General features: G+C 38.9%; 25 protein-coding genes and 1 pseudogene. 15 read left to right on the forward strand and 11 right to left on the reverse strand.

Features of this window, described 5'->3' with window-relative positions; all coding sequences use genetic code 11:
- Positions 1–122 precede the first annotated feature (122 nt).
- The 8 genes from EFY79_RS01830 to EFY79_RS01865 all read left to right on the forward strand — a co-directional run bounded on the left by EFY79_RS01830 (position 123) and on the right by EFY79_RS01865 (position 8,033).
- The gene (locus EFY79_RS01830) at positions 123–1,079 is read left to right on the forward strand and encodes an NADP-dependent oxidoreductase (protein ID WP_233577901.1); all 957 of its coding nucleotides are present in this window, start codon (positions 123–125) and stop codon (positions 1,077–1,079) included.
- Between the two features lie 627 nt (positions 1,080–1,706).
- Positions 1,707–2,483 carry a hypothetical protein gene (locus EFY79_RS01835; protein ID WP_123118956.1) on the forward strand — a complete coding sequence of 259 codons (777 nt, stop codon included), beginning with the start codon at positions 1,707–1,709 and terminating at the stop codon, positions 2,481–2,483.
- A gap of 364 nt (positions 2,484–2,847) precedes the next feature.
- Positions 2,848–3,417 carry a four helix bundle suffix domain-containing protein gene (locus tag EFY79_RS01840; protein WP_123118957.1) on the forward strand — a complete coding sequence of 190 codons (570 nt, stop codon included), beginning with the start codon at positions 2,848–2,850 and terminating at the stop codon, positions 3,415–3,417.
- A gap of 65 nt (positions 3,418–3,482) precedes the next feature.
- Complete coding sequence (locus EFY79_RS01845; RefSeq protein WP_123118958.1) at positions 3,483–4,637, forward strand: Gfo/Idh/MocA family protein; 1,155 nt, start codon at positions 3,483–3,485, stop codon at positions 4,635–4,637.
- Positions 4,638–5,005: 368 nt separating this feature from the next.
- The gene (locus tag EFY79_RS01850; protein ID WP_123118959.1) at positions 5,006–5,833 is read left to right on the forward strand and encodes a LiaF transmembrane domain-containing protein; all 828 of its coding nucleotides are present in this window, start codon (positions 5,006–5,008) and stop codon (positions 5,831–5,833) included.
- A gap of 33 nt (positions 5,834–5,866) precedes the next feature.
- Positions 5,867–6,226: a DUF4288 domain-containing protein gene (locus EFY79_RS01855; RefSeq protein WP_123118960.1), complete on the forward strand. Its 360-nt coding sequence runs from the start codon at positions 5,867–5,869 to the stop codon at positions 6,224–6,226.
- A 10-nt stretch (positions 6,227–6,236) separates the two neighbouring features.
- Positions 6,237–7,271, forward strand: coding sequence for a sensor histidine kinase (locus tag EFY79_RS01860; RefSeq protein WP_199727410.1), 1,035 nt, complete (start codon positions 6,237–6,239; stop codon positions 7,269–7,271).
- Between the two features lie 33 nt (positions 7,272–7,304).
- Positions 7,305–8,033, forward strand: a complete 729-nt coding sequence (locus tag EFY79_RS01865) for a LytR/AlgR family response regulator transcription factor (protein WP_123118961.1) — start codon at positions 7,305–7,307, stop codon at positions 8,031–8,033.
- A 200-nt stretch (positions 8,034–8,233) separates the two neighbouring features.
- Here EFY79_RS01865 and EFY79_RS01870 read toward each other — a convergent pair whose 3' ends face one another.
- Together EFY79_RS01870 and lipB are read right to left on the reverse strand one after the other, a co-directional pair.
- Positions 8,234–8,929, reverse strand: a complete 696-nt coding sequence (locus EFY79_RS01870) for an SIMPL domain-containing protein (protein WP_123118962.1) — start codon at positions 8,927–8,929, stop codon at positions 8,234–8,236.
- 126 nt (positions 8,930–9,055) lie between these two features.
- On the reverse strand, positions 9,056–9,790 hold the full coding sequence (gene lipB / locus EFY79_RS01875; RefSeq protein ID WP_123119227.1) for a lipoyl(octanoyl) transferase LipB: 735 nt from the start codon (positions 9,788–9,790) through the stop codon (positions 9,056–9,058).
- 161 nt (positions 9,791–9,951) lie between these two features.
- Here lipB and EFY79_RS01880 point away from each other — a divergent pair, with 161 nt between their 5' ends.
- From EFY79_RS01880 to EFY79_RS01890, 3 genes are read left to right on the forward strand one after another with little or no spacing between them, the layout of a single operon-like run.
- The gene (locus EFY79_RS01880; protein ID WP_233577902.1) at positions 9,952–11,025 is read left to right on the forward strand and encodes an RluA family pseudouridine synthase; all 1,074 of its coding nucleotides are present in this window, start codon (positions 9,952–9,954) and stop codon (positions 11,023–11,025) included.
- 43 nt (positions 11,026–11,068) lie between these two features.
- On the forward strand, positions 11,069–11,311 hold the full coding sequence (locus tag EFY79_RS01885) for a hypothetical protein (protein ID WP_123118964.1): 243 nt from the start codon (positions 11,069–11,071) through the stop codon (positions 11,309–11,311).
- Positions 11,296–11,592: a type II toxin-antitoxin system RelE/ParE family toxin gene (locus EFY79_RS01890; RefSeq protein ID WP_123118965.1), complete on the forward strand. Its 297-nt coding sequence runs from the start codon at positions 11,296–11,298 to the stop codon at positions 11,590–11,592. Before EFY79_RS01885 ends, EFY79_RS01890 begins: the two co-directional genes overlap by 16 nt.
- 8 nt (positions 11,593–11,600) lie before the next feature.
- On the opposite strand, the gene EFY79_RS01895 is transcribed toward EFY79_RS01890, so the two are convergent.
- Both EFY79_RS01895 and def read right to left on the reverse strand, forming a co-directional pair.
- Entirely contained in the window at positions 11,601–12,533 is a 933-nt protein-coding gene (locus EFY79_RS01895) for a hypothetical protein (protein WP_123118966.1), read from the reverse strand.
- Between the two features lie 59 nt (positions 12,534–12,592).
- Positions 12,593–13,171 (reverse strand): peptide deformylase, encoded by a 579-nt coding sequence (gene def / locus EFY79_RS01900; RefSeq protein WP_123118967.1) that lies wholly within the window; start codon positions 13,169–13,171, stop codon positions 12,593–12,595.
- A 123-nt stretch (positions 13,172–13,294) separates the two neighbouring features.
- Between def and EFY79_RS01905 the strand changes: the two genes are divergently transcribed.
- Together EFY79_RS01905 and EFY79_RS21980 are read left to right on the forward strand one after the other, a co-directional pair.
- Positions 13,295–13,516, forward strand: coding sequence for a hypothetical protein (locus tag EFY79_RS01905; protein ID WP_148041827.1), 222 nt, complete (start codon positions 13,295–13,297; stop codon positions 13,514–13,516).
- Between the two features lie 42 nt (positions 13,517–13,558).
- Positions 13,559–13,756 (forward strand): annotated as a pseudogene (locus EFY79_RS21980) (type II toxin-antitoxin system RelE/ParE family toxin); the annotation flags it as partial.
- 57 nt (positions 13,757–13,813) lie between these two features.
- Here the strand turns inward: EFY79_RS21980 and ruvX are convergent.
- From ruvX to EFY79_RS01925, 3 genes are all read right to left on the reverse strand, one after another.
- Positions 13,814–14,230, reverse strand: coding sequence for a Holliday junction resolvase RuvX (ruvX, locus tag EFY79_RS01915; protein WP_123118969.1), 417 nt, complete (start codon positions 14,228–14,230; stop codon positions 13,814–13,816).
- A 140-nt stretch (positions 14,231–14,370) separates the two neighbouring features.
- Positions 14,371–15,282 (reverse strand): UbiA-like polyprenyltransferase, encoded by a 912-nt coding sequence (locus tag EFY79_RS01920; RefSeq protein ID WP_123118970.1) that lies wholly within the window; start codon positions 15,280–15,282, stop codon positions 14,371–14,373.
- Between the two features lie 7 nt (positions 15,283–15,289).
- Positions 15,290–15,832: an RNA methyltransferase gene (locus EFY79_RS01925; protein WP_123118971.1), complete on the reverse strand. Its 543-nt coding sequence runs from the start codon at positions 15,830–15,832 to the stop codon at positions 15,290–15,292.
- A gap of 168 nt (positions 15,833–16,000) precedes the next feature.
- Here EFY79_RS01925 and mutS point away from each other — a divergent pair, with 168 nt between their 5' ends.
- Positions 16,001–18,634, forward strand: a complete 2,634-nt coding sequence (gene mutS, locus EFY79_RS01930; RefSeq protein WP_123118972.1) for a DNA mismatch repair protein MutS — start codon at positions 16,001–16,003, stop codon at positions 18,632–18,634.
- Positions 18,635–18,924: 290 nt separating this feature from the next.
- Here mutS and EFY79_RS01935 read toward each other — a convergent pair whose 3' ends face one another.
- The 4 genes from EFY79_RS01935 to EFY79_RS01950 all read right to left on the reverse strand — a co-directional run bounded on the left by EFY79_RS01935 (position 18,925) and on the right by EFY79_RS01950 (position 21,330).
- The gene (locus EFY79_RS01935; RefSeq protein WP_158605120.1) at positions 18,925–19,473 is read right to left on the reverse strand and encodes a DUF4252 domain-containing protein; all 549 of its coding nucleotides are present in this window, start codon (positions 19,471–19,473) and stop codon (positions 18,925–18,927) included.
- Positions 19,474–19,518: 45 nt separating this feature from the next.
- Positions 19,519–20,055, reverse strand: a complete 537-nt coding sequence (locus tag EFY79_RS01940; RefSeq protein ID WP_123118974.1) for a DUF4252 domain-containing protein — start codon at positions 20,053–20,055, stop codon at positions 19,519–19,521.
- A 95-nt stretch (positions 20,056–20,150) separates the two neighbouring features.
- Complete coding sequence (locus tag EFY79_RS01945; protein ID WP_123118975.1) at positions 20,151–20,843, reverse strand: hypothetical protein; 693 nt, start codon at positions 20,841–20,843, stop codon at positions 20,151–20,153.
- Entirely contained in the window at positions 20,824–21,330 is a 507-nt protein-coding gene (locus EFY79_RS01950; protein WP_123118976.1) for an RNA polymerase sigma factor, read from the reverse strand. Before EFY79_RS01950 ends, EFY79_RS01945 begins: the two co-directional genes overlap by 20 nt.
- 504 nt (positions 21,331–21,834) lie before the next feature.
- On the opposite strand from EFY79_RS01950, the gene EFY79_RS01960 reads away from it, so the two are divergent.
- The gene (locus EFY79_RS01960) at positions 21,835–23,259 is read left to right on the forward strand and encodes a sulfatase-like hydrolase/transferase (protein ID WP_123118978.1); all 1,425 of its coding nucleotides are present in this window, start codon (positions 21,835–21,837) and stop codon (positions 23,257–23,259) included.
- Positions 23,260–23,489: the final 230 nt, after the last annotated feature.

Here is a 23,489-nt window from a genome sequence, read left to right on the forward strand (position 1 = left end):
TTTTATATTAAATGTAATTTCTTTTGGAATAAATTCATTGAATTAGTTAATCGTTTTGGAATTTTCTTTTTGAGAAGGATGAGTAAATTGCGCCTAAATCATACAGCTTAAAAACTAAACATATGGAATCAGTAACAGACAACAAAACCGGCGGCGGGGCGATGAAGGCCATCGTTGTGACCGATAAGTCTGCGGGAACGGCTGGTATGACACTGGTGGAGCGGCCCAGGTCCCAGGCAGCAATCAATGACGTGGTTGTTCAGGTTCATGCGTCGGGATTTGTGCCCACTGAGTTGGAGTGGCCCTCCACCTGGACCGATCGCCTCGGTCGTGACCGGACACCCTCGATCCCCGGACACGAGCTTGCTGGAGTGGTTATCGCCCTCGGCTATGGAACAACGGGATTGTCGATAGGACAGCGGGTGTTCGGCCTCACAGACTGGTATCGCGATGGCACGCTGGCAGAATATGTGGCCCTCGAGTCACGTAATCTTGCCCCGCTACCCGGTGACGTCGACTTCGTCGTTGGTGCAAGTTTGCCGATCTCCGGCCTGACCGCCTGGCAGGGACTCTTCCAACACGGCCGCCTCCAGGGGGGACAGACTGTGCTCGCGCACGGCGCAGCAGGTGCCGTTGGTTCAATGGTGGTGCAACTCGCACGTGAGGCGGGCGCCTACGTGATCGGCACAGGACGAGCTGCAGACCGCCAGGCTGTACTTGAATTCGGTGCGCAGGAGTTTGTCGACCTGGAGAGTGATACCCTTGAAGACGTTGGCAACGTGGACCTGGTTTTTGATGTGATTGGCGGCGAAACCGGTAAGCGATCAGCCGGCCTGGTTAGGACCGGAGGAACACTGGTCTCTATAGTTGGACCGGTAGAAACGCTGGCCGCTAACATCCTGGCAATCGATTTTGTTGTAGAGTCCGACCGTGCCCAACTGAATGAAATCGTTCAGCGGGTGCGTGATGGACGACTGCGGACAAACATCGGAGATATCTCGTCCCTCGATGATGCCATTGCCGCCCTGAATCCGACCGGGCGACGTAAGGGGAAGCCAATCATCCGCATTCGTTTGTGAGAACTAAGGGGTAACGGGCAGTATTAACGGAAACAAAAAGCCGATACCTGGATTTTTATTCAGCTGGTTTTTTAACTATAGCAAATGGTGGCGATAATACTATAAAAAGCAAAAATTTGTTTGTTTACTGTACGAGGACTTTCTTCAATTAATTGACAAATTCGATATTCACCATTCCGTGCCTTCTGCTAATCCCTGGCACCTATTATAAGTTATTTGGTGCCACCATCGTTACAAACGAGGGCCAGCCAGGAGCTGTAAATTTTTGAAAGGAAAATAAATTGGGCGTTACAAAATTGAATGATAAACCCGTGGCAAAAAACGATTTAAATCATTCCAATTTTAAGATAAAACCGGGATTGAGAGGAATTATCTTTAGGGTTACTAACCTTTCGAAAGGTCTCCTAAGATGTGCATTCGCGTTACTCCACTTTTCGTCAATTGATAGATGCAATGCACAATTGGGAATTATTAATTTCCCGGGATGTCATGGGGCCAACGGACGAAATTATATCGCGATTTAATTGGGCAATGATCTTTAATTTCTATATTTGACAAAGGGCAATTACGAAAGAATTCTAATTCTAACAGTTTAAAGCATAACCATAGTTGTAATGCATTGAGTATATGCGGACACTTTCACAAAATCTGGACGAGCTATTTTTAGACACCGTTCTAGAATTGACAGAGCTTTCTTCTTTTAAAACGAGCACCGAGGCCGGGTATGAGTTAATGGAGAAAAAGTATAAGGAACGATATCAAGCCCTTTTAGACAACTTGTCTAATTCAGGCAAACGTACTTTTTTGGACTTGATAAGAATTAAGCTTTCTGTAACTCAAGATGGACTTCATAATTTGGAAGGAAAAAAAGAACAATTTATTTATAGGATTAACAAGTCTCTTATTATTCATGCGTGTTCCGTATTTGATTACTTTCTAAACCAAACGCTATTTCTTATTCTCTCCAACAATCCTCAACTTCTTTCTAACGAAAAGAGAACTATTCAATATCATGAATTGGTCAAGTACTCAAAGGAAGAGTTGATACAATCAACAATAGAACGGTTTATACATGAACTTTCTTACAAAAGCATTTCAGAAAGAATTAGGCAAATGAATTCAATGTTTAATCTAGAACTTGATTTTACAGAAATACAACAACCTGATATCTTTTTTTCCTCAAATATTAATTTAATTGAATTGACGGAGATTTTTTCGATTAGAAATATAATTATTCATAATCAAGGAATCGTAAATAAACTTTTTGTTGACAATAATACAAGTTCAAAATACAAAGTTGGCGACCAAATTAATTTAGACTCTGACAGAATTGAAAAATACACCTTAGGACTTTCCAAGTATGCCTCGAGTATAAGCAGACAGACAATGATGAACTTTCATTGACTTCATATTCGTCCAAGCCCTTCACTAGCGCAAGCTTTGTAGTTTAACAATGAGTGTTAAATAAGCTTGTGTCGTATCTTACTTAAAAATTATCATTGCAGTAAACAAACAAATCCGCTCCGTTTCTATTCTCTTCCAGTTATGCTATAGCCAACCAATCTAAACTAAATCAGGGAGTACAAACTCAAGACAGCTTTTAAATTTTAAGTTTACTAAGAACAGCAAGAGATATAGTGTTGGAAGGAATGCAAGTAAAAAGTATCTTAGAAAAATTATTCAGGAGACTGTGGGACTTGGGGACTTTATCGCGGAATGAAGTCACAAAGTCACCAAGTCACCCGGCAAAAGCAAAAGACAAAACAATATGGCAACCGACTACCACAAAGAAGGCTTTATCCCGCTTCATGGCGGCTATCGTAATTTGATAACTTATCAGAAATCAGAAATAATATACGATGGTACTGTTTACTTCTGCGAACACTTTTTTCAGAAATATGATAGAACGATTGGGCAAATGGTCCAAGCTGCACGTTCCGGTAAGCAAAATATCGCTGAAGCAAGCCTGGCTTCCGGCACTTCGAAGGAAACAGAAATCAAACTCACCAATGTTGCACGTGCAAGTTTAGGAGAACTGCTAATTGATTATGAAGATTATTTAAGAACCAAAAAATTAAAACAATGGAAAAGAAATGACATTCTTTCTTTAAGATTTGATGAATTAAATAAAACACCCAACGCCACCTACGAAACTTTTAAAAAAGCCATTGAACATAGCAATCCTGAAATTAGTGCGAATTTTCTAAGATGTCTAATCAATGTAACCATGTACCTGCTGGGGCAGCAAATAAAAGCTCTGGAAACAATCTTTGTCAAAGAAGGCGGATTAAGAGAAAAGATGACGAAGGCAAGAATTCAGCAAAGAAATAAAAAGTAAGGAATGAACGGGTCATCAATAAATGTCACTTTTAATTATCTTTAGCCAATACAATTTCAATTTCTATGAATAATCAAAACAAACCCAGGAGGCAATTTTTAAAAGATTCAGTGAAAGCCTCCGGCTTAATGATCATGTCGCCTTTGATTCCTAAAATAACATCCGCGGCAACCGTCGGAAAACAAAAGCAAATAATTACTGCGCCCAACCGCATAAAATTTGCAGTAATCAACATAAACCATTCGCATATTTATGGAATGGCCAATGCCATTAAAAGAGGCGGTGGCGAATTAGTAGCGTTGTATGCCAAAGAACCCGATCTAACGGCTGCGTTTCTGAAAGCCTTTCCCGAGGCGAAACTGGCAAAGAGCGAAAATGAAATTTTAGAAGACCCTGCCATTCAATTGGTGTTAAGCTCAGGCATACCGGACGAAAGAGCGCCCTTAGGCATTCGCGTAATGCAGCATGGCAAAGATTATTTAAGCGATAAGCCAGGTATCACCTCTTTAGAACAAATGGCCGAAGTAAAAAAAGTTCAAAAAGAAACCAAGCGAATTTACTCCATCATGTATAGCGAGCGGTTTGAAAATAAGGCCACAGAAAAAGCAAGCCAGTTGGTAAAGGCGGGCGTCATTGGGCCGGTAATTCAAACGGTGAACCTGGCACCGCATAGAATCGGTAAGGTGAGGCCCGATTGGTTTTGGGATAAAAAAAGATATGGTGGCATTCTTACAGACATTGGTTCTCATCAATTCGATCAGTACCTGCACTTTACCGGCACTACCGAAGCACAGGTTTTACTATCGCAGGTAGGAAATGTTCATCACCCAGACAAACCTTTATTTGAAGATTTTGGCGATGTGATGCTAAGCGGAAATGGCGGCACCGGTTATATACGGGTTGACTGGTTTACACCGGATGCCTTAGATACCTGGGGTGACGGAAGGTTAACCATATTGGGAACGGATGGCTATATCGAGGTAAGAAAAAACACGGATATCCTTTCCGGAAATAAAGGCGGCAATCAATTGTACCTGGCAAACAATAAAGAAATGCTACACATAGATTGTAACGATGTGGTATTGCCATTCGGCCCTTTGTTTGTGGATGATGTGGTTAACAGAACTGAAACAGCGATGACGCAGGCACATTGTTTTCTTGCCACCGAATTAGCATTGAAAGCACAAAAAAATGCGCGGGTGATGGCATTGAAGAAATAGGCTTTGTAAAGGATTGCAGCAGTCCGTGAACAGCTTATTTTTACATGCCAGCAGAATACAAATTAGTCTTATTTATTGCTTCACTCCTGCTGTAGCTGGCATCTCCGCCAACTACCGTAAATCCTTAAACTCAGTACAAAGATATTTTAAAATGTTCGCGTGAACGCTAACATCAGCAACAGGACACTAACGTCAGCAGCAGAATAAAAATCCTCCTTATTTATCCGTTTACTGTCAATGGTAAAAATTGCTCTTTCATTTGCCGACATAAACTTATCTTTTACCGATAATACGTTCAGGTAAACCTAAATACACTTTACAGCAAAGCGCCACACCATTAATTTTGCTAATCAATTAAAAAAAGAAATATGGACCAGAATGAGATGAATCCGGAGAACCAGCGAAATACAGAAATTGACAGAAAGATAAATCAATCAAGAATCAGCGGGGGCGTTTTCTTATTATTAATAGGTGTTTTATTACTCGCTTATAAGATGGGTGCGCCCATCCCCGGCTGGGTGTTTACATGGCCTGTGCTTCTGATAGCCATTGGCTTATTTATAGGCATCAAAAGCAAGTTTCACAACCCCGGCTCTTTTATCATGATTTTGATAGGCAGCATTTTTTTTATTGACCAATCCGTTCCGGGAATCAACCTGCAAAATTATATTGCGCCTATAATTTTAATCTGCCTGGGCGTGTTGTTTATCGTGAGGCCGCAAAAACACCATCCCTGCATGCGCCAGCGAAAAATGCGCCTGAAAAATCAATGGCAAAGAAATAATTTTGATACGCCTCCTTCTTTTGATGCGCCCGGAAAACCTTTTGAATCGCAAAATATTGGTGCAGAATACAACGAGCAATATCTTGATGTAAATGCGATATTGGGTGGCGTCAAGAAAAATGTGCAGTCAAAAAATTTTAAAGGAGGCGAAATTGTATGTTTTATGGGAGGCGCGGAAATCAGCTTTATGCAGGCTGATATTCAGCAACCGGTGGTTCTGGAAGTAAACACCGTTTTTGGAGGTACCAAATTAATCATTCCGGGAAATTGGGAAGTGCAAACAGAAGTAGCTGCGGTATTTGGCGGCGTGGAAGACAAACGCAATTTTCAAAACCAGAATCCCGACAGCAACAAGAAAATTATTCTGAAAGGCTCCTGCCTGTTTGGCGGAGTGGAAATCAACAATTACTAATACAATCAATTCTCAACCTTAAACCCTGATTTTATGAAATGGTACCTTGCAAAACTCGTTTTCAGAATTATCTGCGGCGAAGGAAATCATACGCCGCAATTTGATGAACAACTCCGGCTTCTTTTTGCCGAAAATGAGATGCACGCTTTTCAAAAGGCACGAATACTTGGCGATTCAGAAGAAGATAATTTTTTAAATAATGAACAAAAGCCTGTTCACTGGAAATTTATTGATGTTTCTGAATTACATCCGCTGAATGAACTGATAGATGGCGCCGAAATTTATTCACGCATCAATGAAGATGAGGACGCAGATGAATACGTGAAAATCACAAAAAAACGGGCAAAATATCTTCATGAAAAATGCCTGGAAAATACTTTTGAAATGATATAAAGTTTTAGGCTTGAAGTCAATATTATCTGAAAAAAATTTACGGGTATTTTTTGCTGCATGGTGGTCGCTCTGCCTGGTGATCCAATATTTTGTATTGAAACAATTGAACATAGACGATAAGCACGCAGCTACCGACACCATTGTGTGTATTATTTTGCTGGCCGCCGGAAGCATTTTTATCAGCAATAATTTGAAATACTATTTGCCAAGAAAAGAAAAATATTGGTACATCATTGTGATTAGTGTTACGGTGGGGCTTTTATGGTATCTCGCCCAGCGCGGAATTTTATACCTGGTATTGCAGAGCGATGATCCCTACAATGACTTTATCCGCGATACAGGCCTTATACGATTTGGTGCCGGGTTTTTGTTATTGAGCACTATCAGCATGTTTAGCCTCATGTGGTACGGGCAGCAGGAATACACGGAAATGATTAACAGGAAAACAGAAACTGAAAAGTTATCTAAAGAAGCGGAGTTATATAAGCTCAGGAGCCAGTTTCAGCCTCACTTTCTTTTTAACAGCCTTAATTCTATAAGCGCACTTATCGGTTCAGATCCCGGAAAAGCAAGGAATATGATTTACCAGCTCAGCGATTTTTTGCGGGGCACGCTGAGGCAGGAAGAGCATCAATGGATTCCGCTGGAGTTGGAAATGCAATATTTGCGCTTATACCTGGAAATTGAAAAAGTGCGTTTTGGACACAGGTTGCAAACCGAAACCAAAATAAATGAAGATGCATTAAATTTACAATTGCCCGCATTGATATTGCAGCCGGTGGTGGAAAATGCGATTAAATTTGGATTGTACGACACCACAGGCGAAGTGCTAATTAAAATTGAAGCAGAAAAGAACGAGTCCAATTTAAAAGTGATTGTTGAAAATCCTTTTGACCCCGAAACTACAGACCCCGCAAAGGGCACAGGATTTGGGCTCCGCTCCATTCAGCGGCGATTGTTTTTATTATTTGCAAGAAATGATCTTTTAAAAGCAACTACTCAGCAAAATACTTTTACCACCACTATTATAATTCCCCAACTGTAATCCGTTAGCCAGGGAGAATAGAAAATAAAAACGATGAAAACAATTATTATAGATGACGAGCCACTGGCAAGAAATATAGTAAAGGAATATCTTCAAAAGTTTACCGGGCTTGAATTGGTTTCAGAATGCAAGGACGGTTTTGAAGGAATAAAAGCGATCCAGCAATACCAACCCGATTTAATTTTTCTTGATATCCAGATGCCGAAAATTAATGGTTTTGAAATGCTGGAGCTTATCGAAAATCCGCCCTCTGTTATCTTCACGACTGCATTTGATGAATATGCAATCAAAGCGTTTGAATCTAATGCCATTGATTATTTATTAAAACCCTTCAGCAAAGAACGGTTTGAAAAAGCAGTTCAGAAATTTGAATCGCAACAGAATAATGCTGCCGTGGAAAAGGCTATAGAAACAGCCGCGGAATCGCCCATTCAGCAAGACCGCGTGGTGGTGAAAGATGGTAGTAAAATTAAAATCATCCCGGTTCACCAGATTCATTTTTTGGAGGCTGCTGATGATTATGTAAAGATTGTGAGCAAGGATGGCAACTTCTTAAAGAAGCGCACCATGGCCTTCTTTGAAAAATCGCTCAGCCAGCATCGTTTTGCGCGCGTACATCGCTCCTATATTGTAAATACGCAATTAATCACGCGCATTGATGCGTATGAAAAAGACAGTCATCTGGTGTTATTGTCAACAGGAGAAAAAATTCCGGTAAGCAAAGCAGGTTATTCCCGGCTGAAAGAAATGCTGGGCATCTGATTATTCAAAAAATAAATTAAGGGAATTTGTTGCTTTACTGGCATTTCGACAAGCTCAATGTGACAAGGCTCAATATTTCGACGGGCTCAATATGACAAGCTCAATGTGGCAATCGCCGGATAAACAAATCTGTCATATTGAGCTTGTCGAAATATAGACAGATTTGTTTATTAAAACTATGTTTATTAAAACTATTACAACTAAGGTTTCAAAATAAATTTAGCGTTCACGTTAGAAGAAACTTCTATTTTTTCAAAATCAATTTGTGGAAGTGCCTCGGCTGAATCGCTGGCTTGATACAAATTCAATTTTGCTTCTCTTGCCAATGGACGAATCGGGTACACTTCATTATCTGAAATAAAAATTGCCGGCCCAATGCCTTGCTGCAAAGGCTTTGTAAGCGCTATTGCCCTCAACTTTGCATTTTCAATCGCCTTAGTGCGCATAATATTTTTCATTTCTTCCATCTTAGAATAATCCACATGATCAATAGAGCTGTTTGAAATTCCCAAATCTTCCAGCTTAATAAATACTTTGGTGGCAGTAACTGCATCCTTTACTTTGAGCATATAGTCTTTGGATTTCATAATATCCTTGCTCTTCAAAAAATAGGTTTTAAAATTACTGGACAGATCGCTGGTGGTAAGATTTTTTTCGACATCAATGCCCATCGCTTTTAAAGCGTCAAACATTTTTCTTTCCAGTTCTTCAACAGATGTTTTATTTTTTGTATCTTTTTCCGAGATATTTATTTTGATATAAATTTCATCCGGCGTTACCAAAGTATCCGCACTGCCTGCCACCTCAACATAAGGCTGATCAATAAAAGATTTCATCTGCGCCTGGCCCGCAAATACAAGTGCAACAAAGAATAGAGTTAAATTAATTTGTTTCATACAATTGTTTTTTAAGTCTGATTAAAAATATTTAAATCCCTTCTTAGACGCACGAACTAAAAAAATTCAGTTAAGAATCTGTTATTTAAAGTTTTTTATTATTTGTTATTTTTCGGAAGATTACGGTTAGGGATACACGATTTTTATACCAAAAACCTTTGCGAAATTTCTTTTTATTTTTTCCTTGGCTTCCTGATAATCTACTTTATAGCCCAGCTCTTTTTCGATGGAGGTAACTTGCTTATTAACAATACCACATGGTATGATGTTGTTGAAAAAACTCAAATCTGTATTTACATTCAACGCAAAGCCGTGCATTGTAATCCAGCGGCTGCAACGGATACCCATGGCGCAAATCTTCCTTTCCTTTCCGGGAATTTCAGGTTGAATCCATACACCGGTTTCACCGGGGCTGCGGTCGCCCTTGATGTTGTATTCCTGCAGCGTCAGAATAATCACCTCTTCCAGGCTGCGCATGTATTTTCCTATATCAGTAAAAAACTTTTCAAGGTCAAGAATGGGATATCCTACAATTTGCTGCAACCCGTGAAAAGTAATATCTCCGCCCCTGTTGGTTTTAAAAAATTCAATTTCCTTTTCCTCCATTTCGTGTTCGCTCATCAGCACATTTTCCATGTGCCCGCTTTTGCCTAACGTATACACCGAAGGATGTTCGCAGAAAAGAAAATAATTTTTTGTAGGCAATTCAAATGGGCTGCCAGGCGCTTGCCCATTCTTTGCTGCATTACGGGCCAGCGATTTTATCTCCAGGTTCTTCTTTACCAACGCTTCCTGGTAATCCCATGCATCTTTATAATGAACGACCCTGAGATCTTCAAAAATGACTTCCTGTTTTTCCAATACAAAAATTTTAATTTGCAAAGATAAGAGGAATGAGAAAAGCTAAAAGCTGAAAGCTGAAATGATTATTGAATTATTGATTATTAATTATTGGATTGGGATTATGCTTTCCCAAAGGCTAAAGGCTAACAGCTAAAAGCTAAATTAATTATTGAATTATTATGGACGAAGTAAATGAAGATATGGATAATCTTATTCCGAAAGATGCAGCCGGAGAGGAAGAAGAGCAGGACGAACTTTTTGAACGCGATACTATTATTTGTGCGAAAGGCCAGGAGCCGTTGCGCATCGATAAATTTCTGATGGGTAGAATTGAAGGGGCCACCAGAAATAAAATTCAGCAGGCAATAGAAGCAGAGAGAGTGCTTTTGAATGATCGCCCGGTTAAATCAAATTATAAGGTGCGGCCCCTGGATAAAATAATAATTTACCAGGATTATTCACCGGGCACAAATGAAATTATTCCGGAAGATATTCCTTTGAAAATAGTATATGAGGACGATGATGTGATGGTAATTGATAAAGACGCGGGCATGGTGGTTCACCCTGGAAGTGGCAATCCTTCGGGAACCCTGGTGAACGCAGTTGCTTTTTATTTAAAAAAACAAAATCCTCAAATTAATGAAAATGACCTGGCGAGATTCGGGCTTGTTCACCGGATAGACAAAAATACATCAGGTCTTTTAGTGATGGCGAAAACAGCCAAAGCCATGACAAATCTTGCGAAACAATTTTTTGATCATACGGTTCACAGAAGATACGTGGCGCTGGTTTGGGGGGATTTTGAAGAAAATGAAGGAACGATAATTGCTCATGTGGGGAGGCATCAAAGATTCAGGAAATTATTTACTGCCTATCCTGAAGGCGAGCATGGCAAAGAAGCCATCACTCATTACAAAGTTTTAGAACGATTTAATTATGTTACTCTTGTGGAATGCAGGCTGGAAACCGGCCGCACGCACCAGATACGGGTACACATGCAATACACCGGCCACCCGCTTTTTAATGACGATACGTATGGAGGCGATAAAATTGTGAAGGGAACTGTTTTTACCAAATACAAACAATTTGTCGATAATTGTTTTGCCCTTTGTCCGCGCCATGCTTTGCATGCGCAACAATTAGGTTTTGTTCACCCCACTACAAAAGAACAAATGAATTTTGAGAGCCCTTTGCCGGAAGACATGAATTCAGTGATTGAAAAATGGAGAAATTATAGTGCGTCAAGAAATTAAAACAGGCAACTTTGATTAATTTTATTAGCAAAAGCATTAAAACATGAATATAAAAGATAAGAAAGAAGATATACTTCACAAGTTAAAATTGACAACGGATGAGAATTTGATAGAGGAAATATATGAACTTTTATACCCCAATAAATCAATACAGGAAATTCAAATTAAAAATTTACCGGATGATTTACAAGTTAAGATCAGGCAAGCTTTTGATGATTATAAAAACGGGAGATATATCACACATGACCAAATGAAGAAAAAAGTGGAACAATGGCTTTCAAAATAATCTGGTCTGCAGAAGCAGAAAAAGATTTTAAAACTATTGTTTTATTCCTGAAAGAAAATTGGTCTGTTCAATCTTCTGAAAAATTTGCCTCTATAATTTATGCGAAGATTGAAAAGCTCGCAGAAATGCCATCAATTGCGCGTCCCACTTCCCAACACAAAATTTTTATTTATAAATTAGACCGAAAAAATGTATTGTTTTTTTCTTTTAATGGAAACCATCTGATTTTACTAAGTATTTATCCATATAAGAAAGATATTAGAAAAAGCAAATATTATTAATGAATTTTCTATTCTACAAAATCAGAAAGCGTGGCTGTAAATACCCCCCGTTCTCTCTTATTAAACATGACCTTCCAATTCCCATTATAAGCCAATAATTCGGGCACCAGCAAATTCCCTACTTTCTTCATTTGCACTTTCATCTTTACGTCAAAATCATAAACGCCCGCATCATATTTTAATGAATAATTCCTGGCAACAATGTCAAAAGTTTTTGAATTAAACCACGTGACCATTCTGTCAATAACCACATTGCTTTTCTTGTCCTTCTTTACCTGTACTGAAAAAACATAACAGGGCGTGCCATTGTAATCTTTGTAATCAATTTCCATATCGTAATTATCAGCCATTTCCGGAGAAAATATTGCTGTTTTGTTGCTGATGAACGGAAGGCCTTTTATTTTTTTGCCCGGATTAAAAAACAACATCTTTAGCTGCTCTTTATGCTTATCGATACCAGATAAGCCAGCCGTGGAAAATTCATACCCTTTTACAATATTGTTTTCGCCGCAAATCGTGTCTTTGGTGAAAAATAGTCCCGCATACATTTGTGCGGTGTAGTAATTGTAATTCCCATTCCTGTCAAAAAAATCCCCCGTTACTTTTCGTTCTAATACCCTCATAATTCTGCAGTTCCCCAATCGATCCTGGCGGGTTATACTGTTTAAAGAGGCTTCTGTTTTATCGTTTTTATTCAGCATCCTGATATCATTGTTGGCAGTGTAACCTGTTACTCTCAGGTTTCTGAAAGCTTTGTAAAAAGTAGTGTCGGTTTTTATCCGCCGGATAAATGAAGCGACATCCAGGTTTTTATTAATGACAATTTCAGAAAGCGTGATATAATTCTCATCAATTTTTACCGTGCTGTCGCGATTGCTTTGGCCAAAAACAAAAGCGTATGTTAGCAACAGTAGTGAAAGCAAAAAAAACTTTTGATTCATGCTGTAAATCTAATCTTAAAACCGGCCTGTAAATTTTAAATAAAATATAAAATGGCGCGCTATTTATTAAAGGCCATCTTGTAGTCCACTGAAACTTTTCCTTTGGAAATATCGCTCAGCTTGCGTTTGAGCAAACTTTTCTTTAACGGCTTAAGGTAATCAATAAATAATTTACCTTCTATGTGATCGTATTCATGCAAAATTATCCGGGCAGTAACCCCGATAAAAGTTTTGGTATGCTCAACAAAATTTTCATCCAGGAAATGGATAGTTACTCTTTCCCTTCTAAAAATATCTTCCCTGATTTTGGGAATGCTCAGGCAACCTTCGTTATAAGGCCATTCTTCCCCTTCTGTTTCAGCAATTCTTGCATTAATAAAAACCCCCTTGTAGCCCTCATCACCAGGGTATAAATCTTTTTCATCCACATCCAGGTTTTCTATTACCTGCACACTATCTACAATAAACAGCCGGATATCTTTATCTATCTGCGGAGCGGCCAGGCCAACGCCTTTGCTGTTGTATAATGTTTCCCACATATCTTCTACCAGCTTTTTGAGGCCAGGGTATCCGGAGGTAATGTCAACCCCCACTTTTCTCAAAACCGGATTCCCGTATGCAACTATCGGAAGGACCATACACTAAAATTATTGTTTAAAAAATGAACTGCAAATTTACAGGTTTATGGTTATTTTAGTAAACTTCCAGGTGGCTGAATATGGGAGTCAGCCTGTAAAATAAAAGCTAAATTTGTAAAAAAAATGATGGCAACAACAACTATCCAGGAAGAAATGTTGCAATATTTTGGTGAATTAAACATCGAAGAACAGCAAAGCATATTGGGATTGATAAAAACTTTTGTGAACAGATCTCAACGCCAATCATTAAAAGAATATAATGATGAATTAGTAGAAGGCAATGCACAAATTGAAGCCGGAAATTACTTCACACATGAAGAAGTCAAAAAAAGGTTTTCGAAATAAAAGATGGAAACAACAATCCGATGGAAGTAAAAAGCGGTAAATCAATTTGCTGAAGCAATTAAATATATTGAAGAAGATTCTCCATTAAACGCTGAAAAATTTGAAAAGGAGATTTTAAAAAAAATAGATAATTTAATTTTGCAACCCGAAAGATACCCGCCGGATAAATTTAAAAATGATAATGACGGAAGTTACCGGGCCTTCGAAATTTTTAATTATCGAATTTCCTATAGATTTATCTCTAATCAAATAAGAATTTTCCCGGATTCGGCATACAAAAATGACACCGTTGGTTTATTAAAAAGATTTTTCTTCCATATATTGCTGCAACATAATCGTAGCCGCTATTTCATCCACAGTTCGTTTGTTCCTCCTGTCCTTTTTTTTCATGCCCATATCCAGCATAGCCCGCTTTGCCATTTTGGAAGTAAATCTTTCATCCACTTTTTTAATAGGAATTTTAGGAAATTCCTTTTCCAATCTTTTAATAATTTGTTTTACAAGCGGCGTAGCATGCGTGTCGGAATCATCCAAATTTTTAGGGTCGCCAATAACGATTAATTCCACTTCTTCCTGCAAAAAATATTTTTTAAGAAAAGAAATCAATTCCAGGGAATCCACGGTGGTGAGTCCCGTAGCAATTATTTGCAAAGGATCTGTAACGGCAATGCCTGTACGTTTTTTTCCATAATCTATGCAGAGAATGCGGGACATTTTTTTATTGTTTAGATAGGTTAGATGGTTTAGGGGTTTAGACAGGTAAATTAAACTATTCTAAACTAAGGTTTGGATGATTTAAGAATGTAGATAGATGATTGAGAAAAAAAAATTCTCCTTATTTGTTTGTTCACTATTTATAAATTAATAAAAATATCCAGCAAAACGAATCCGCTGAAAACTACTGATGCTATTCCGTTTGAGCTAAAAAATGCTTTATTAACTTTTGACAGATCTTTGGGTTTTACCAGTGTGTGCTGGTAAAAAAGAAAAAAAACAAAAACAAAAACACCAGTCCAATACAACCATGAAAAATGGCCGACCATTCCTGCCACGATAACCGATATCGCGGAAAGTAAATGCAACAGCTCACTTGCATGCAAAGCATTTGAAGCGCCAAGCCACGATGGTATTGAATACAAATTATTTTCTTTATCAAACTCCTCATCCTGCAAAGCATAAATAATATCAAAACCACTCACCCAAAACAAAACAGAAAAAGAAAACAACACCGGCACCAAGTCAAACTGGCCTGTGACAGCAATATAAGCGCCTATTGGAGCAAGGCTCAAACCAAGGCCCAGCACCAAATGGCAAAGCGCGGTAAACCTTTTTGTATAGCTGTAGAAAAGAATAACAAACAACGCCACCGGCGCTAAAAAAAAACACATTGTATTTATAAAATAAGTGGTAATTAAAAAAGCTATACAATTTATTGCTACAAATATCATTGCATTTCTTTTAGGAATAATGCCTGCGGGAATTTCACGAATCATCGTTCTCGGATTTTTTGCATCATGCTCTGCATCCAGCCACCGGTTAAAAGCCATGGCCGAGCTGCGCGCAAAAACCATACACAAAATAACTAATGCGAAAAGCAGCAACCATGGCCGTTGTAAGTCATAATTAATCATTTTAAATCCATAAAAAAATCCTATCAATGCAAAGGGCATGGCAAAAATGGTGTGCGCAAATTTTACGAGGGAGAAATAATTTTTTATCCCGTTTAAAGCAGATTTCAACTCTAAAGATTTTATATTGCTTTCCATTTTTAAATTATATTTTTTCCGAAAGCTGAATGTTCTTCACAGCTTCCCACAAAACAATTCCGGCCGCTACCGAAATGTTTAAAGAGTGTTTCATACCAAATTGCGGAATTTCTACGCATCCGTCACACAAGGAAATAGTTTCCTCTTCCACACCTTTTACTTCGTTGCCAAAAATAAAAGCCACTTTCTCCCCGGTTAAATCATTAATATGCTGAAGCAAAATACTGCCTGAAACCTGCTCCACTGCAAATATTTTATAGCCTTCTTTTTTTAGTTGTTCAATTGCGTCCCGGGTTGTTTTAAAATATTGCCAATCTACTGAATTCTGCGCCCCTAAAGCTGTTTTCGTTATTTCCTTGTGCGGAGGCGTTGCTGTGTAACCCGTAATATAAATTGATTCAATCAAAAAAGCATCCGCAGTTCTGAAAACACTTCCTGCATTGTAAGCGCTTCGCACATTTTCCAACACGGCAATCACCGGGTATTTATCAGATTCTTTCACTTCACTTACTGATTTACGATGCAATTCTTCCATTCTTAGTTTTCTCATCAAAAGAATATTAATTTGCAAAAATAATTTATTTAGGTAATTAGCTGATTAGCTAATGTGCTGGTTAGCTAATTATTGAATTATTAAATTATTAAATTATTAAATTATTAAATTATTAAATTATTAAATTGGCACATTAGCAAATTAGCTAATTAGCACATTGAAAAAATGGCTTCTTCCGACACTCCTTTAATGAAACAGCACAATGCTATCAAGGCAAAATACCCGGATGCGATTTTGCTTTTTCGTGTGGGAGATTTTTATGAGACATTTGGCCAAGATGCTATTACCGCTTCAAGGATTTTAGGAATCACGCTTACCAAAAGAAACAGCGCTTCTGTAACCGCATTAGAACTTGCAGGCTTTCCTCATCATGCGTTGGATACTTATCTTCATAAGTTGGTGAAAGCCGGTTATCGTGTCGCCATCTGCGACCAGCTTGAAGACCCCAAACAGGCAAAGGGAATTGTAAAGCGTGGCGTTACAGAATTAATTACGCCGGGCGTTGCCACTAACGATAAATTGCTGGAGCATAATCAAAATAATTTTTTATGCGGGATTCATTTTATAGAAGAGAAAGCAGGAATTTCTTTTTTGGATATTTCAACAGGAGAATTTTTTATTGCCGAAGGTGATAAAGAATATGCTGACAAATTATTGCAAAGCCTCAATCCTGCAGAAGTAATTTTTCAACGCAACCAGCAAAAAAGTTTTAAGAATTATTTTGGAAACAAATTTTATACCTACTCGCTTGATGAATGGATTTTTACCGAGCAATATGCAAAAGATACTTTATTAAAACATTTTGGAACGCAGAGCCTGAAAGGGTTTGGCGTTGAGGACATGAAAACGGGCATCATTGCCGCGGGAGCGATTCTGCATTATTTGAAAGATACGGAACATCCCAACCTTCAACATATCACGTCGCTGCAAAGAATTGACAAAGGCGATTATTTATGGATGGACCGCTTCACTATTCGCAATCTTGAATTATTAGGCAATAATGACAATACGAATTCTTTATTAAAAGTGTTGGACAATACGGTTTCTCCAATGGGGGCAAGATTATTGAAACGCTGGATGTTGCTGCCGCTTACGGAGATTGCCAAGATACAGGAAAGACAAAATCTCGTCGAATATTTTATAAAAAGCCCGGAAGAAAAAACAAAGATTGCACAGAACATAAAACAAGCAGGCGACATTGAAAGATTAGTCAGTAAAATTCCTTTAAAGAAAATAAATCCGCGCGAAGTCTTGCAAATCGGAAAGGGATTAAAATTAGCAACGCAAATAAAAAACGATTGTGAAAAATCTACCAATGAATATTTGAAAAGACTGGGAGATTCACTAAATCCGTGTAAATACATTGCTGAGAAAATATTTAAAGAAATTATTGACAATCCGCCGGTATCAGCAACGAAAGGAAATATCATAGCAAGCGGTGTAAACAATGAGCTTGATGAATTGAAAAGTATTGTTACTAACGGTAAGGCGCACCTGCTAAACCTTCAGCAAAAAGAAATTGAGCGTACAGGAATTTCTTCCCTCAAGATTGGCTTCAATAATGTATTCGGTTATTATCTTGAGGTAACTAATACGCATAAAGATAAAGTGCCGGAAAACTGGATGCGCAAGCAAACCCTTACCAACGCTGAAAGATACATTACTCCCGAGTTGAAAGAATATGAAGAAAAAATCACGGGTGCTGAAGATAAAATTTTACAATTCGAGCTAAATATTTTTGAACAATTGCTGAATGAATTGCAGGATTATATTGCACCAATGCAAATGAATGCTCATATTTTTGCAATCCTCGATTGCATAATTTGTTTTTCAAATAACGCGTTACATTTTAAATACAAAAAGCCTGAAATACATACCGGCCTTGAATTGGAGCTTAAAGGTAGCCGCCACCCGGTGATAGAAAGAAATTTACCACAGGGTGAAAGCTATATTGAAAATGATATTTTTTTAGACCCGCAATCGCAACAAATTATTATTCTTACCGGGCCGAATATGAGCGGCAAGAGCGCCATTCTCAGGCAAGCTGCCCTGATAACTTTAATGGCCCACATGGGAAGCTTTGTTCCGGCAGAGGAAGCGAGGATTCCACAAACAGATAAAATTTTTACCAGGGTAGGCGCGAGCGATAATTTGAGCAGCGGTGAAAGCACGTTCATGGTAGAGATGAATGAGACGGCAAGTATTATTAATAATATCAGCCAGAGAAGTTTAATACTGCTGGATGAAATTGGCCGCGGAACTTCCACCTACGATGGTATTTCGATTGCGTGGAGCATTGTTGAATATTTGCACCAATCGCCTCATTCTCCCAAGACCTTATTTGCCACTCATTATCATGAATTGAATGAGTTGGAAAACAAACTGGAAAGAGTAAAGAATTTTCATATCACTAACAAAGAAGCAGGCAACAAAATTATTTTTTTAAGGAAATTAGTCGCCGGAGGAAGTGTTCATAGCTTTGGAATTCATGTTGCAAAAATGGCCGGCATGCCGCCTTCTCTCATAGAAAGGGCAAACGGCATTTTAAAACAAATGGAAGCCAAGCACGTTGAGCCGTCTGAAGAAAATTCGACCGGAGAAATGATTCAAAAAACTAAAAAAAATATAAAAGAAAATCTGAAACAACTATCTGCGCCACAATTGCAATTGAGCATATTCGACGCGCATTCGCAGGCATTTGCAGATATCCGGAATACGCTTGAGGCCGTAGACATCAACCGGTTAACCCCTATAGAAGCGCTTTTAAAATTGCAGGAAATAAAAGGAATGGTGAAATAAATTCAAAGAAATCAATGTACTTTTTGTATCAGGAATTGAAATGTAAATGGCAACTATGCGGGCTTCACAGGAAATATCTTTTAATCGCACCATACAGGAATTGAAATTTTGCAGCTAAACATTTTGCCGGAACCTATGACAGCTTTAGTAAGATAAGCTGCTTTATAAACGGTTGACAAGAAATAGAATCCGGACAACTGCAATCATGATAAAGATCAAACTATAATTGATGAGGAAGGTTACTCAGCCATTCTTCTTCGCTGATTCTATTGGGTTGCTTTATTTGCCGGTTATCGCAAGCCGATCTCAGTTGGGTCTTTCAGCATCTTTTTCCCTTTATCTGAATCCATCGCAGCGTTGATCAGTTTGCTCAACTGATCAGGCGTGAGCTTGCATTTCATGTCTATATAAACCAATTGTTGTTCTTCCGGGGAGGAAATCGCAATCGATATTCTTTTAATCACATTTTCGGCATTTTGATCTGCTTTCAAATAGATCCACTGATCTCCATGATGCATGGAAAGCCATTCCTCACCGGCAAAATGTTTTGCTGCCATCCGGAAATCATTGACTAGTTTTGGATTGGCTGTTTGTGCCAGCGTAACCCTGATCTTCTTCAGGCCGCCTATCAAATCAACAACTTCTTTTGGTACATCTTCCTCGATTCTTAAATATCCTTTAATTATTGGTTTACTGATAAGCAAAGGCACTTTAATTGTCTTAACCGACACCGAATTGGTATATTCACTTTTATTGAATACATCCACGTTGCTCCGGGAGGAAACCAGGCAGGAAGGTAAACTTGCTGCTGCCAGTAAAAAAATAAAAAAGAACTTCATGCGAAATATAAAATGGTTCATAATCGTGTATAATGGGTAATGAAATTATTTTTCTTCTGAAATGAATTTGTTTAATTCGTCCATTGGTATTTCTCCATCCAACAACATTAGCACATTCTGATCGCTGCCGGTTATGGATAACAGCAGGTTGTGCAGCATATTACCGGAAGAATTTACGGTCATAAGTTTTATTTTCCTTCCGCTTGAATTTACCGTTACCAGTTCTTCATAATTTAATTTCTTTACAGCGAGATTGATTTCATTCTGCAATGCCACCGGGTTTGGCCCTTGTTTGATAAGCCCCGGCTTAATATTTACAAGACTATCGAGAAATTTACTTCCACCGGATATCAGGATATCGATAGAGTTAATTTTCCCCAACAACGGTTTTAATTTTTGCACATCCTCGTCTTCTATGTTGAGTTTGTTCAACAAACTAAACATCGGCTTTCCTACTTTAACAGAAGTAATGCCATCTACATCCTGGTATTTGTCAAAAATTTTGTGTACATCGTTTATTTGTGATTGTGCGAAAGCTGTGCTGCTAAAGAAAACTGCGACGATAATAAGTATCTTTTTCATTTGTAATTTTTTTAATTGTTTTAATGTTTTTAATGCACCGTCAACTCATCCGGTTAATATTCTTACTTTTTTCTACTAGTGGTTTTACCGTATAGCTATAATTTTATTTTTATCTGCCCGATTGGTTTTAGTTGATCTACCACATTGGTGAAATCGCGTGAAACCATGCTTAGCGATTCCTTCGTTATCGCAATGGCATCTGCTTTATCAATAATGCGTTTTCCGTTTACCATCACCATTAAATCATCGTCCCTTGCTGCAGTTTGCTCCTGGTCTGTTGCAGCACCTTTACTACTTTTTGAGGGACGATACTTCCTGGTTTTCACCGAATAATTCTTAATTGACCGCGGATGCGTTTTTATATCTTCCGATAACAAGGCTGAATCTTTTACTTTATCAACAGGTAATGCCGCTTTCGGGGACAGGTCCACAGCGCTATCAGCTTTTTTACTAATTACCGGTACAAGTACTATTTGCTTACGGTTATCCTGCTGAGGCCAAAAAATACAAGCCAGTAAAATTGTTGCCACTACAGCCGCTGCTGCCATCATTCTTTTCATTCGTACACTGCGGGGCGGAAGAGCCACTACTTTCGTTGCAGTTATTTCATTCATTAAATCTTCAAAGTCCCAGTCCATTTTTTGTGCTCTTTCTAAGCGGAGCGCCTCAGCATAAAAGAGATCCTGGTCGTCGAGCAGTCCTTTGCCTTTTAATATACCGATGTCTTCAGCACTCGCTTTGCCGGCATAAAACTTATCCATCAATTCATCATAATTTTCGCTCTTCATACTCCCGGAGTTTTATTATTTGCATTTTTACTTTTTGTCGCGCCCTGCTCAGGTTCGTCCTCACAGCGCCTTCATCTATATCCATTATCCCTGCGATTTCTTTCGTATCGTAACCTTCCACATCGCAAAGCTGAATAATCAATCTTTGCTTTTCAGGCAGCTTATTTATTTCGTTTTTTATAATTGCCAGCATATTCCCATTAGGGACTTCAAGAGAAAAGGACTGCATTTTACCAAATTGTCCATGATGCCGTTCAATTGTTTTTTCCTTCTTCAACCTGTTAAGGCAATCATTTTTCAAAGCTGTTATCACAAAGGACTTTACATTTTCTATTTTATTCAATTCATCTTTTTTCTGCCACATATTCATCATGGTGTGCTGCACCGCGTCTTCAGCTTCGGATGTGTTATTTAACAGCCGCAGCGCTAACCGATATAACAAGTCCTTCCAACAAAAAACCTCCGCCTTGAACTGGGCTGCTTCCATAAAACTGAACCTGTTTATGATATAACAGTTGAACCTGCCGAAGTGTTACATCCGGCAGCAAAAAAAATTAGTTTATTCCGTGCCCGGTGGCCTCAAGGTGAGAGTAAAAAGTATTCGGTATGGACACGGGCCCCGGAGGGAGAAGGCAAATTTTTAGAAAAACTGAAGTCTTTTGCTTTAAAACATAAAGAAGAGCAATGGCGCATAAAGACCGATAGCGATTAAACCATTAAAGCAATTCCGTTCTCTCCTAAGTTTTACAACTCAATCACTTTTCTTCAAAATGTAAAAGCCCATCATTTGTTCGTTTACTGAACAATCATCGGCACGAAAGGCGTTTGATTTTCAGATGTCATGGCAGCAGCAAAACCCAGATACCGGCTTTTAAATTTGTCCGGAAAGATAGTTTCTGTAAAACACTTCCTATTTTTACAATACTCTATACTCTATGTGCGGAGATGTTTAACTTCTCGCGGATGTATGCGCAAATAACATTTTTTAATTATGTTGATATTTAAAAAGAAGCGATTCCTTTTTTTCATTTTTATACTCGTGTCATTACATGGAACCTGTTATGCACAGGTAAAAACGAAAGCAAAAGCACCGAACATTCTTTTCATTTATATTGACGACATGGGCTATGCGGATTTGAGCACTTATGGAAATCATGATATCGAAACGCCCAACATTGACAGGCTGGCAAAAGAAGGGATTAAGTTTACCAATTTTTCAGTTGCTTCGCCCGTGTGCTCGCCTTCGAGGGCAGGGATTATCACCGGCCATTATCCCGCGCGGTATCAGATCACTGATTATATAGACAGCCGCTCCAAAAATAAGGAACGCAATGAGGCTGATTGTTTGGATTCAGCCGCGCCGACGATTGCAAAAGCGATGAAAAAGGCCGGGTATGCCACCGCGCATATTGGTAAATGGCATTTGGGCGGAGGCCGCGACATTGACGATGTGCCCCTTCCCGAAACGTATGGATATGATAAAACGCTGGTTGCTTTTGAAGGATTGGGAAACAGGGTGCTCATAAAGGAATTTGATTTTCTAAATACGGCAAGCTCCAAATTGGGGCACGGAAATATAACCTGGGTGGCGCATGACTGGCAAAAAACGCCCATGTTTGTAGATACAACGATCGCTTTTATCCATCAGCATTCAAGCCAGCCATTCTATGTGGAGCTTTGGTTGAATGATGTACACGATCCCTTTGATCCGAAGCCGGAAGCGATGGACAAATTCAAGCGCTTTGCCAATAATAAATATCTTCAGCAGTATTATGCGGTGCTTTATGAAGTGGATCAGCAAATCGGGCGTTTGCTGAAGATGCTGGATCGGACAGGATTGTCTAAAAATACAATTGTTGTTCTTTCGAGTGACAACGGGCCAACAGACTGGCCGAGATATTATAAAGAACATTATGCGCCGCCAGGAAGCGTTGGTTTTTTTCGTGGCCGCAAATGGAGTTTGTATGAAGGAGGAATCCGTGAACCTTTCTTAGTACGCTGGCCTGGGCATGTTCCTGCCGGAAAAGTTGATTCTACGACTATTGTAAACGGCATTGACCTCTTACCCACATTGTGTAAAATGTCAAGTGTATCTCCAATTGCTTCTGCTTATGATGGCGAGGATATGAGCCAGGCGATACTTGGCAGGTCACAAAAAAGAAAAAAGCCTTTAATGTTTGTCTATGGACTTTCTCCGTACAACCTGAAACCCGCAACGCCGCAATACAGAAGTCCCGGCCTCGCCATCCGTGATGAAGATTGGAAATTATTGGTGAATCATGACGGATCAAACCTCGAATTATATAATTTAAAAACTGACATCGCTGAGTCTGAAAATGTAGCACAGAAATATCCGGATATTGCTCAAAGATTATCACGGCAGGTTTTGAATTGGTGGCAAACGATGCCGAAGTAAAAGAGTCTTTTTGGTGATGTAATCCATAATGAAAGGATCAGCTTGTGCTCTTTGAAATATGATGAACTTCTCATTGGGAAATGCTAATTAATTAAAAGACAAAATGAAGATGACTATTTACTTATCAGATGAGATGCCGGAATAAAAATCGTATTATTTGTTTGTTTACTACAATGCTGTTGATGATGCAACCGGCGCACTTATCCGGACAATGTCGCAACCCGCGCCTG

Origin of the sequence: Hanamia caeni, assembly GCF_003721595.1 — a bacterium.
GTDB lineage: Bacteria > Bacteroidota > Bacteroidia > Chitinophagales > Chitinophagaceae > Ginsengibacter > Ginsengibacter caeni.

Bases quoted from the DNA above. Each gene is read 5' to 3' on its own strand.
- EFY79_RS01830 (WP_233577901.1), top strand. From the start codon at position 123: ATGGAATCAGTAACAGACAACAAAACCGGCGGCGGGGCGATGAAGGCC.
- EFY79_RS01835 (WP_123118956.1), top strand. From the start codon at position 1,707: ATGCGGACACTTTCACAAAATCTGGACGAGCTATTTTTAGACACCGTT.
- EFY79_RS01840 (WP_123118957.1), top strand. From the start codon at position 2,848: ATGGCAACCGACTACCACAAAGAAGGCTTTATCCCGCTTCATGGCGGC.
- EFY79_RS01845 (WP_123118958.1), top strand. From the start codon at position 3,483: ATGAATAATCAAAACAAACCCAGGAGGCAATTTTTAAAAGATTCAGTG.
- EFY79_RS01850 (WP_123118959.1), top strand. From the start codon at position 5,006: ATGGACCAGAATGAGATGAATCCGGAGAACCAGCGAAATACAGAAATT.
- EFY79_RS01855 (WP_123118960.1), top strand. From the start codon at position 5,867: ATGAAATGGTACCTTGCAAAACTCGTTTTCAGAATTATCTGCGGCGAA.
- EFY79_RS01865 (WP_123118961.1), top strand. From the start codon at position 7,305: ATGAAAACAATTATTATAGATGACGAGCCACTGGCAAGAAATATAGTA.
- EFY79_RS01870 (WP_123118962.1), bottom strand. From the start codon at position 8,929: ATGAAACAAATTAATTTAACTCTATTCTTTGTTGCACTTGTATTTGCG.
- EFY79_RS01880 (WP_233577902.1), top strand. From the start codon at position 9,952: ATGGACGAAGTAAATGAAGATATGGATAATCTTATTCCGAAAGATGCA.
- EFY79_RS01885 (WP_123118964.1), top strand. From the start codon at position 11,069: ATGAATATAAAAGATAAGAAAGAAGATATACTTCACAAGTTAAAATTG.
- EFY79_RS01890 (WP_123118965.1), top strand. From the start codon at position 11,296: ATGGCTTTCAAAATAATCTGGTCTGCAGAAGCAGAAAAAGATTTTAAA.
- EFY79_RS01895 (WP_123118966.1), bottom strand. From the start codon at position 12,533: ATGAATCAAAAGTTTTTTTTGCTTTCACTACTGTTGCTAACATACGCT.
- def (WP_123118967.1), bottom strand. From the start codon at position 13,171: ATGGTCCTTCCGATAGTTGCATACGGGAATCCGGTTTTGAGAAAAGTG.
- EFY79_RS01905 (WP_148041827.1), top strand. From the start codon at position 13,295: ATGATGGCAACAACAACTATCCAGGAAGAAATGTTGCAATATTTTGGT.
- ruvX (WP_123118969.1), bottom strand. From the start codon at position 14,230: ATGTCCCGCATTCTCTGCATAGATTATGGAAAAAAACGTACAGGCATT.
- EFY79_RS01920 (WP_123118970.1), bottom strand. From the start codon at position 15,282: ATGGAAAGCAATATAAAATCTTTAGAGTTGAAATCTGCTTTAAACGGG.
- EFY79_RS01925 (WP_123118971.1), bottom strand. From the start codon at position 15,832: ATGAGAAAACTAAGAATGGAAGAATTGCATCGTAAATCAGTAAGTGAA.
- mutS (WP_123118972.1), top strand. From the start codon at position 16,001: ATGGCTTCTTCCGACACTCCTTTAATGAAACAGCACAATGCTATCAAG.
- EFY79_RS01935 (WP_158605120.1), bottom strand. From the start codon at position 19,473: ATGAAGTTCTTTTTTATTTTTTTACTGGCAGCAGCAAGTTTACCTTCC.
- EFY79_RS01940 (WP_123118974.1), bottom strand. From the start codon at position 20,055: ATGAAAAAGATACTTATTATCGTCGCAGTTTTCTTTAGCAGCACAGCT.
- EFY79_RS01945 (WP_123118975.1), bottom strand. From the start codon at position 20,843: ATGAAGAGCGAAAATTATGATGAATTGATGGATAAGTTTTATGCCGGC.
- EFY79_RS01950 (WP_123118976.1), bottom strand. From the start codon at position 21,330: ATGGAAGCAGCCCAGTTCAAGGCGGAGGTTTTTTGTTGGAAGGACTTG.
- EFY79_RS01960 (WP_123118978.1), top strand. From the start codon at position 21,835: ATGTTGATATTTAAAAAGAAGCGATTCCTTTTTTTCATTTTTATACTC.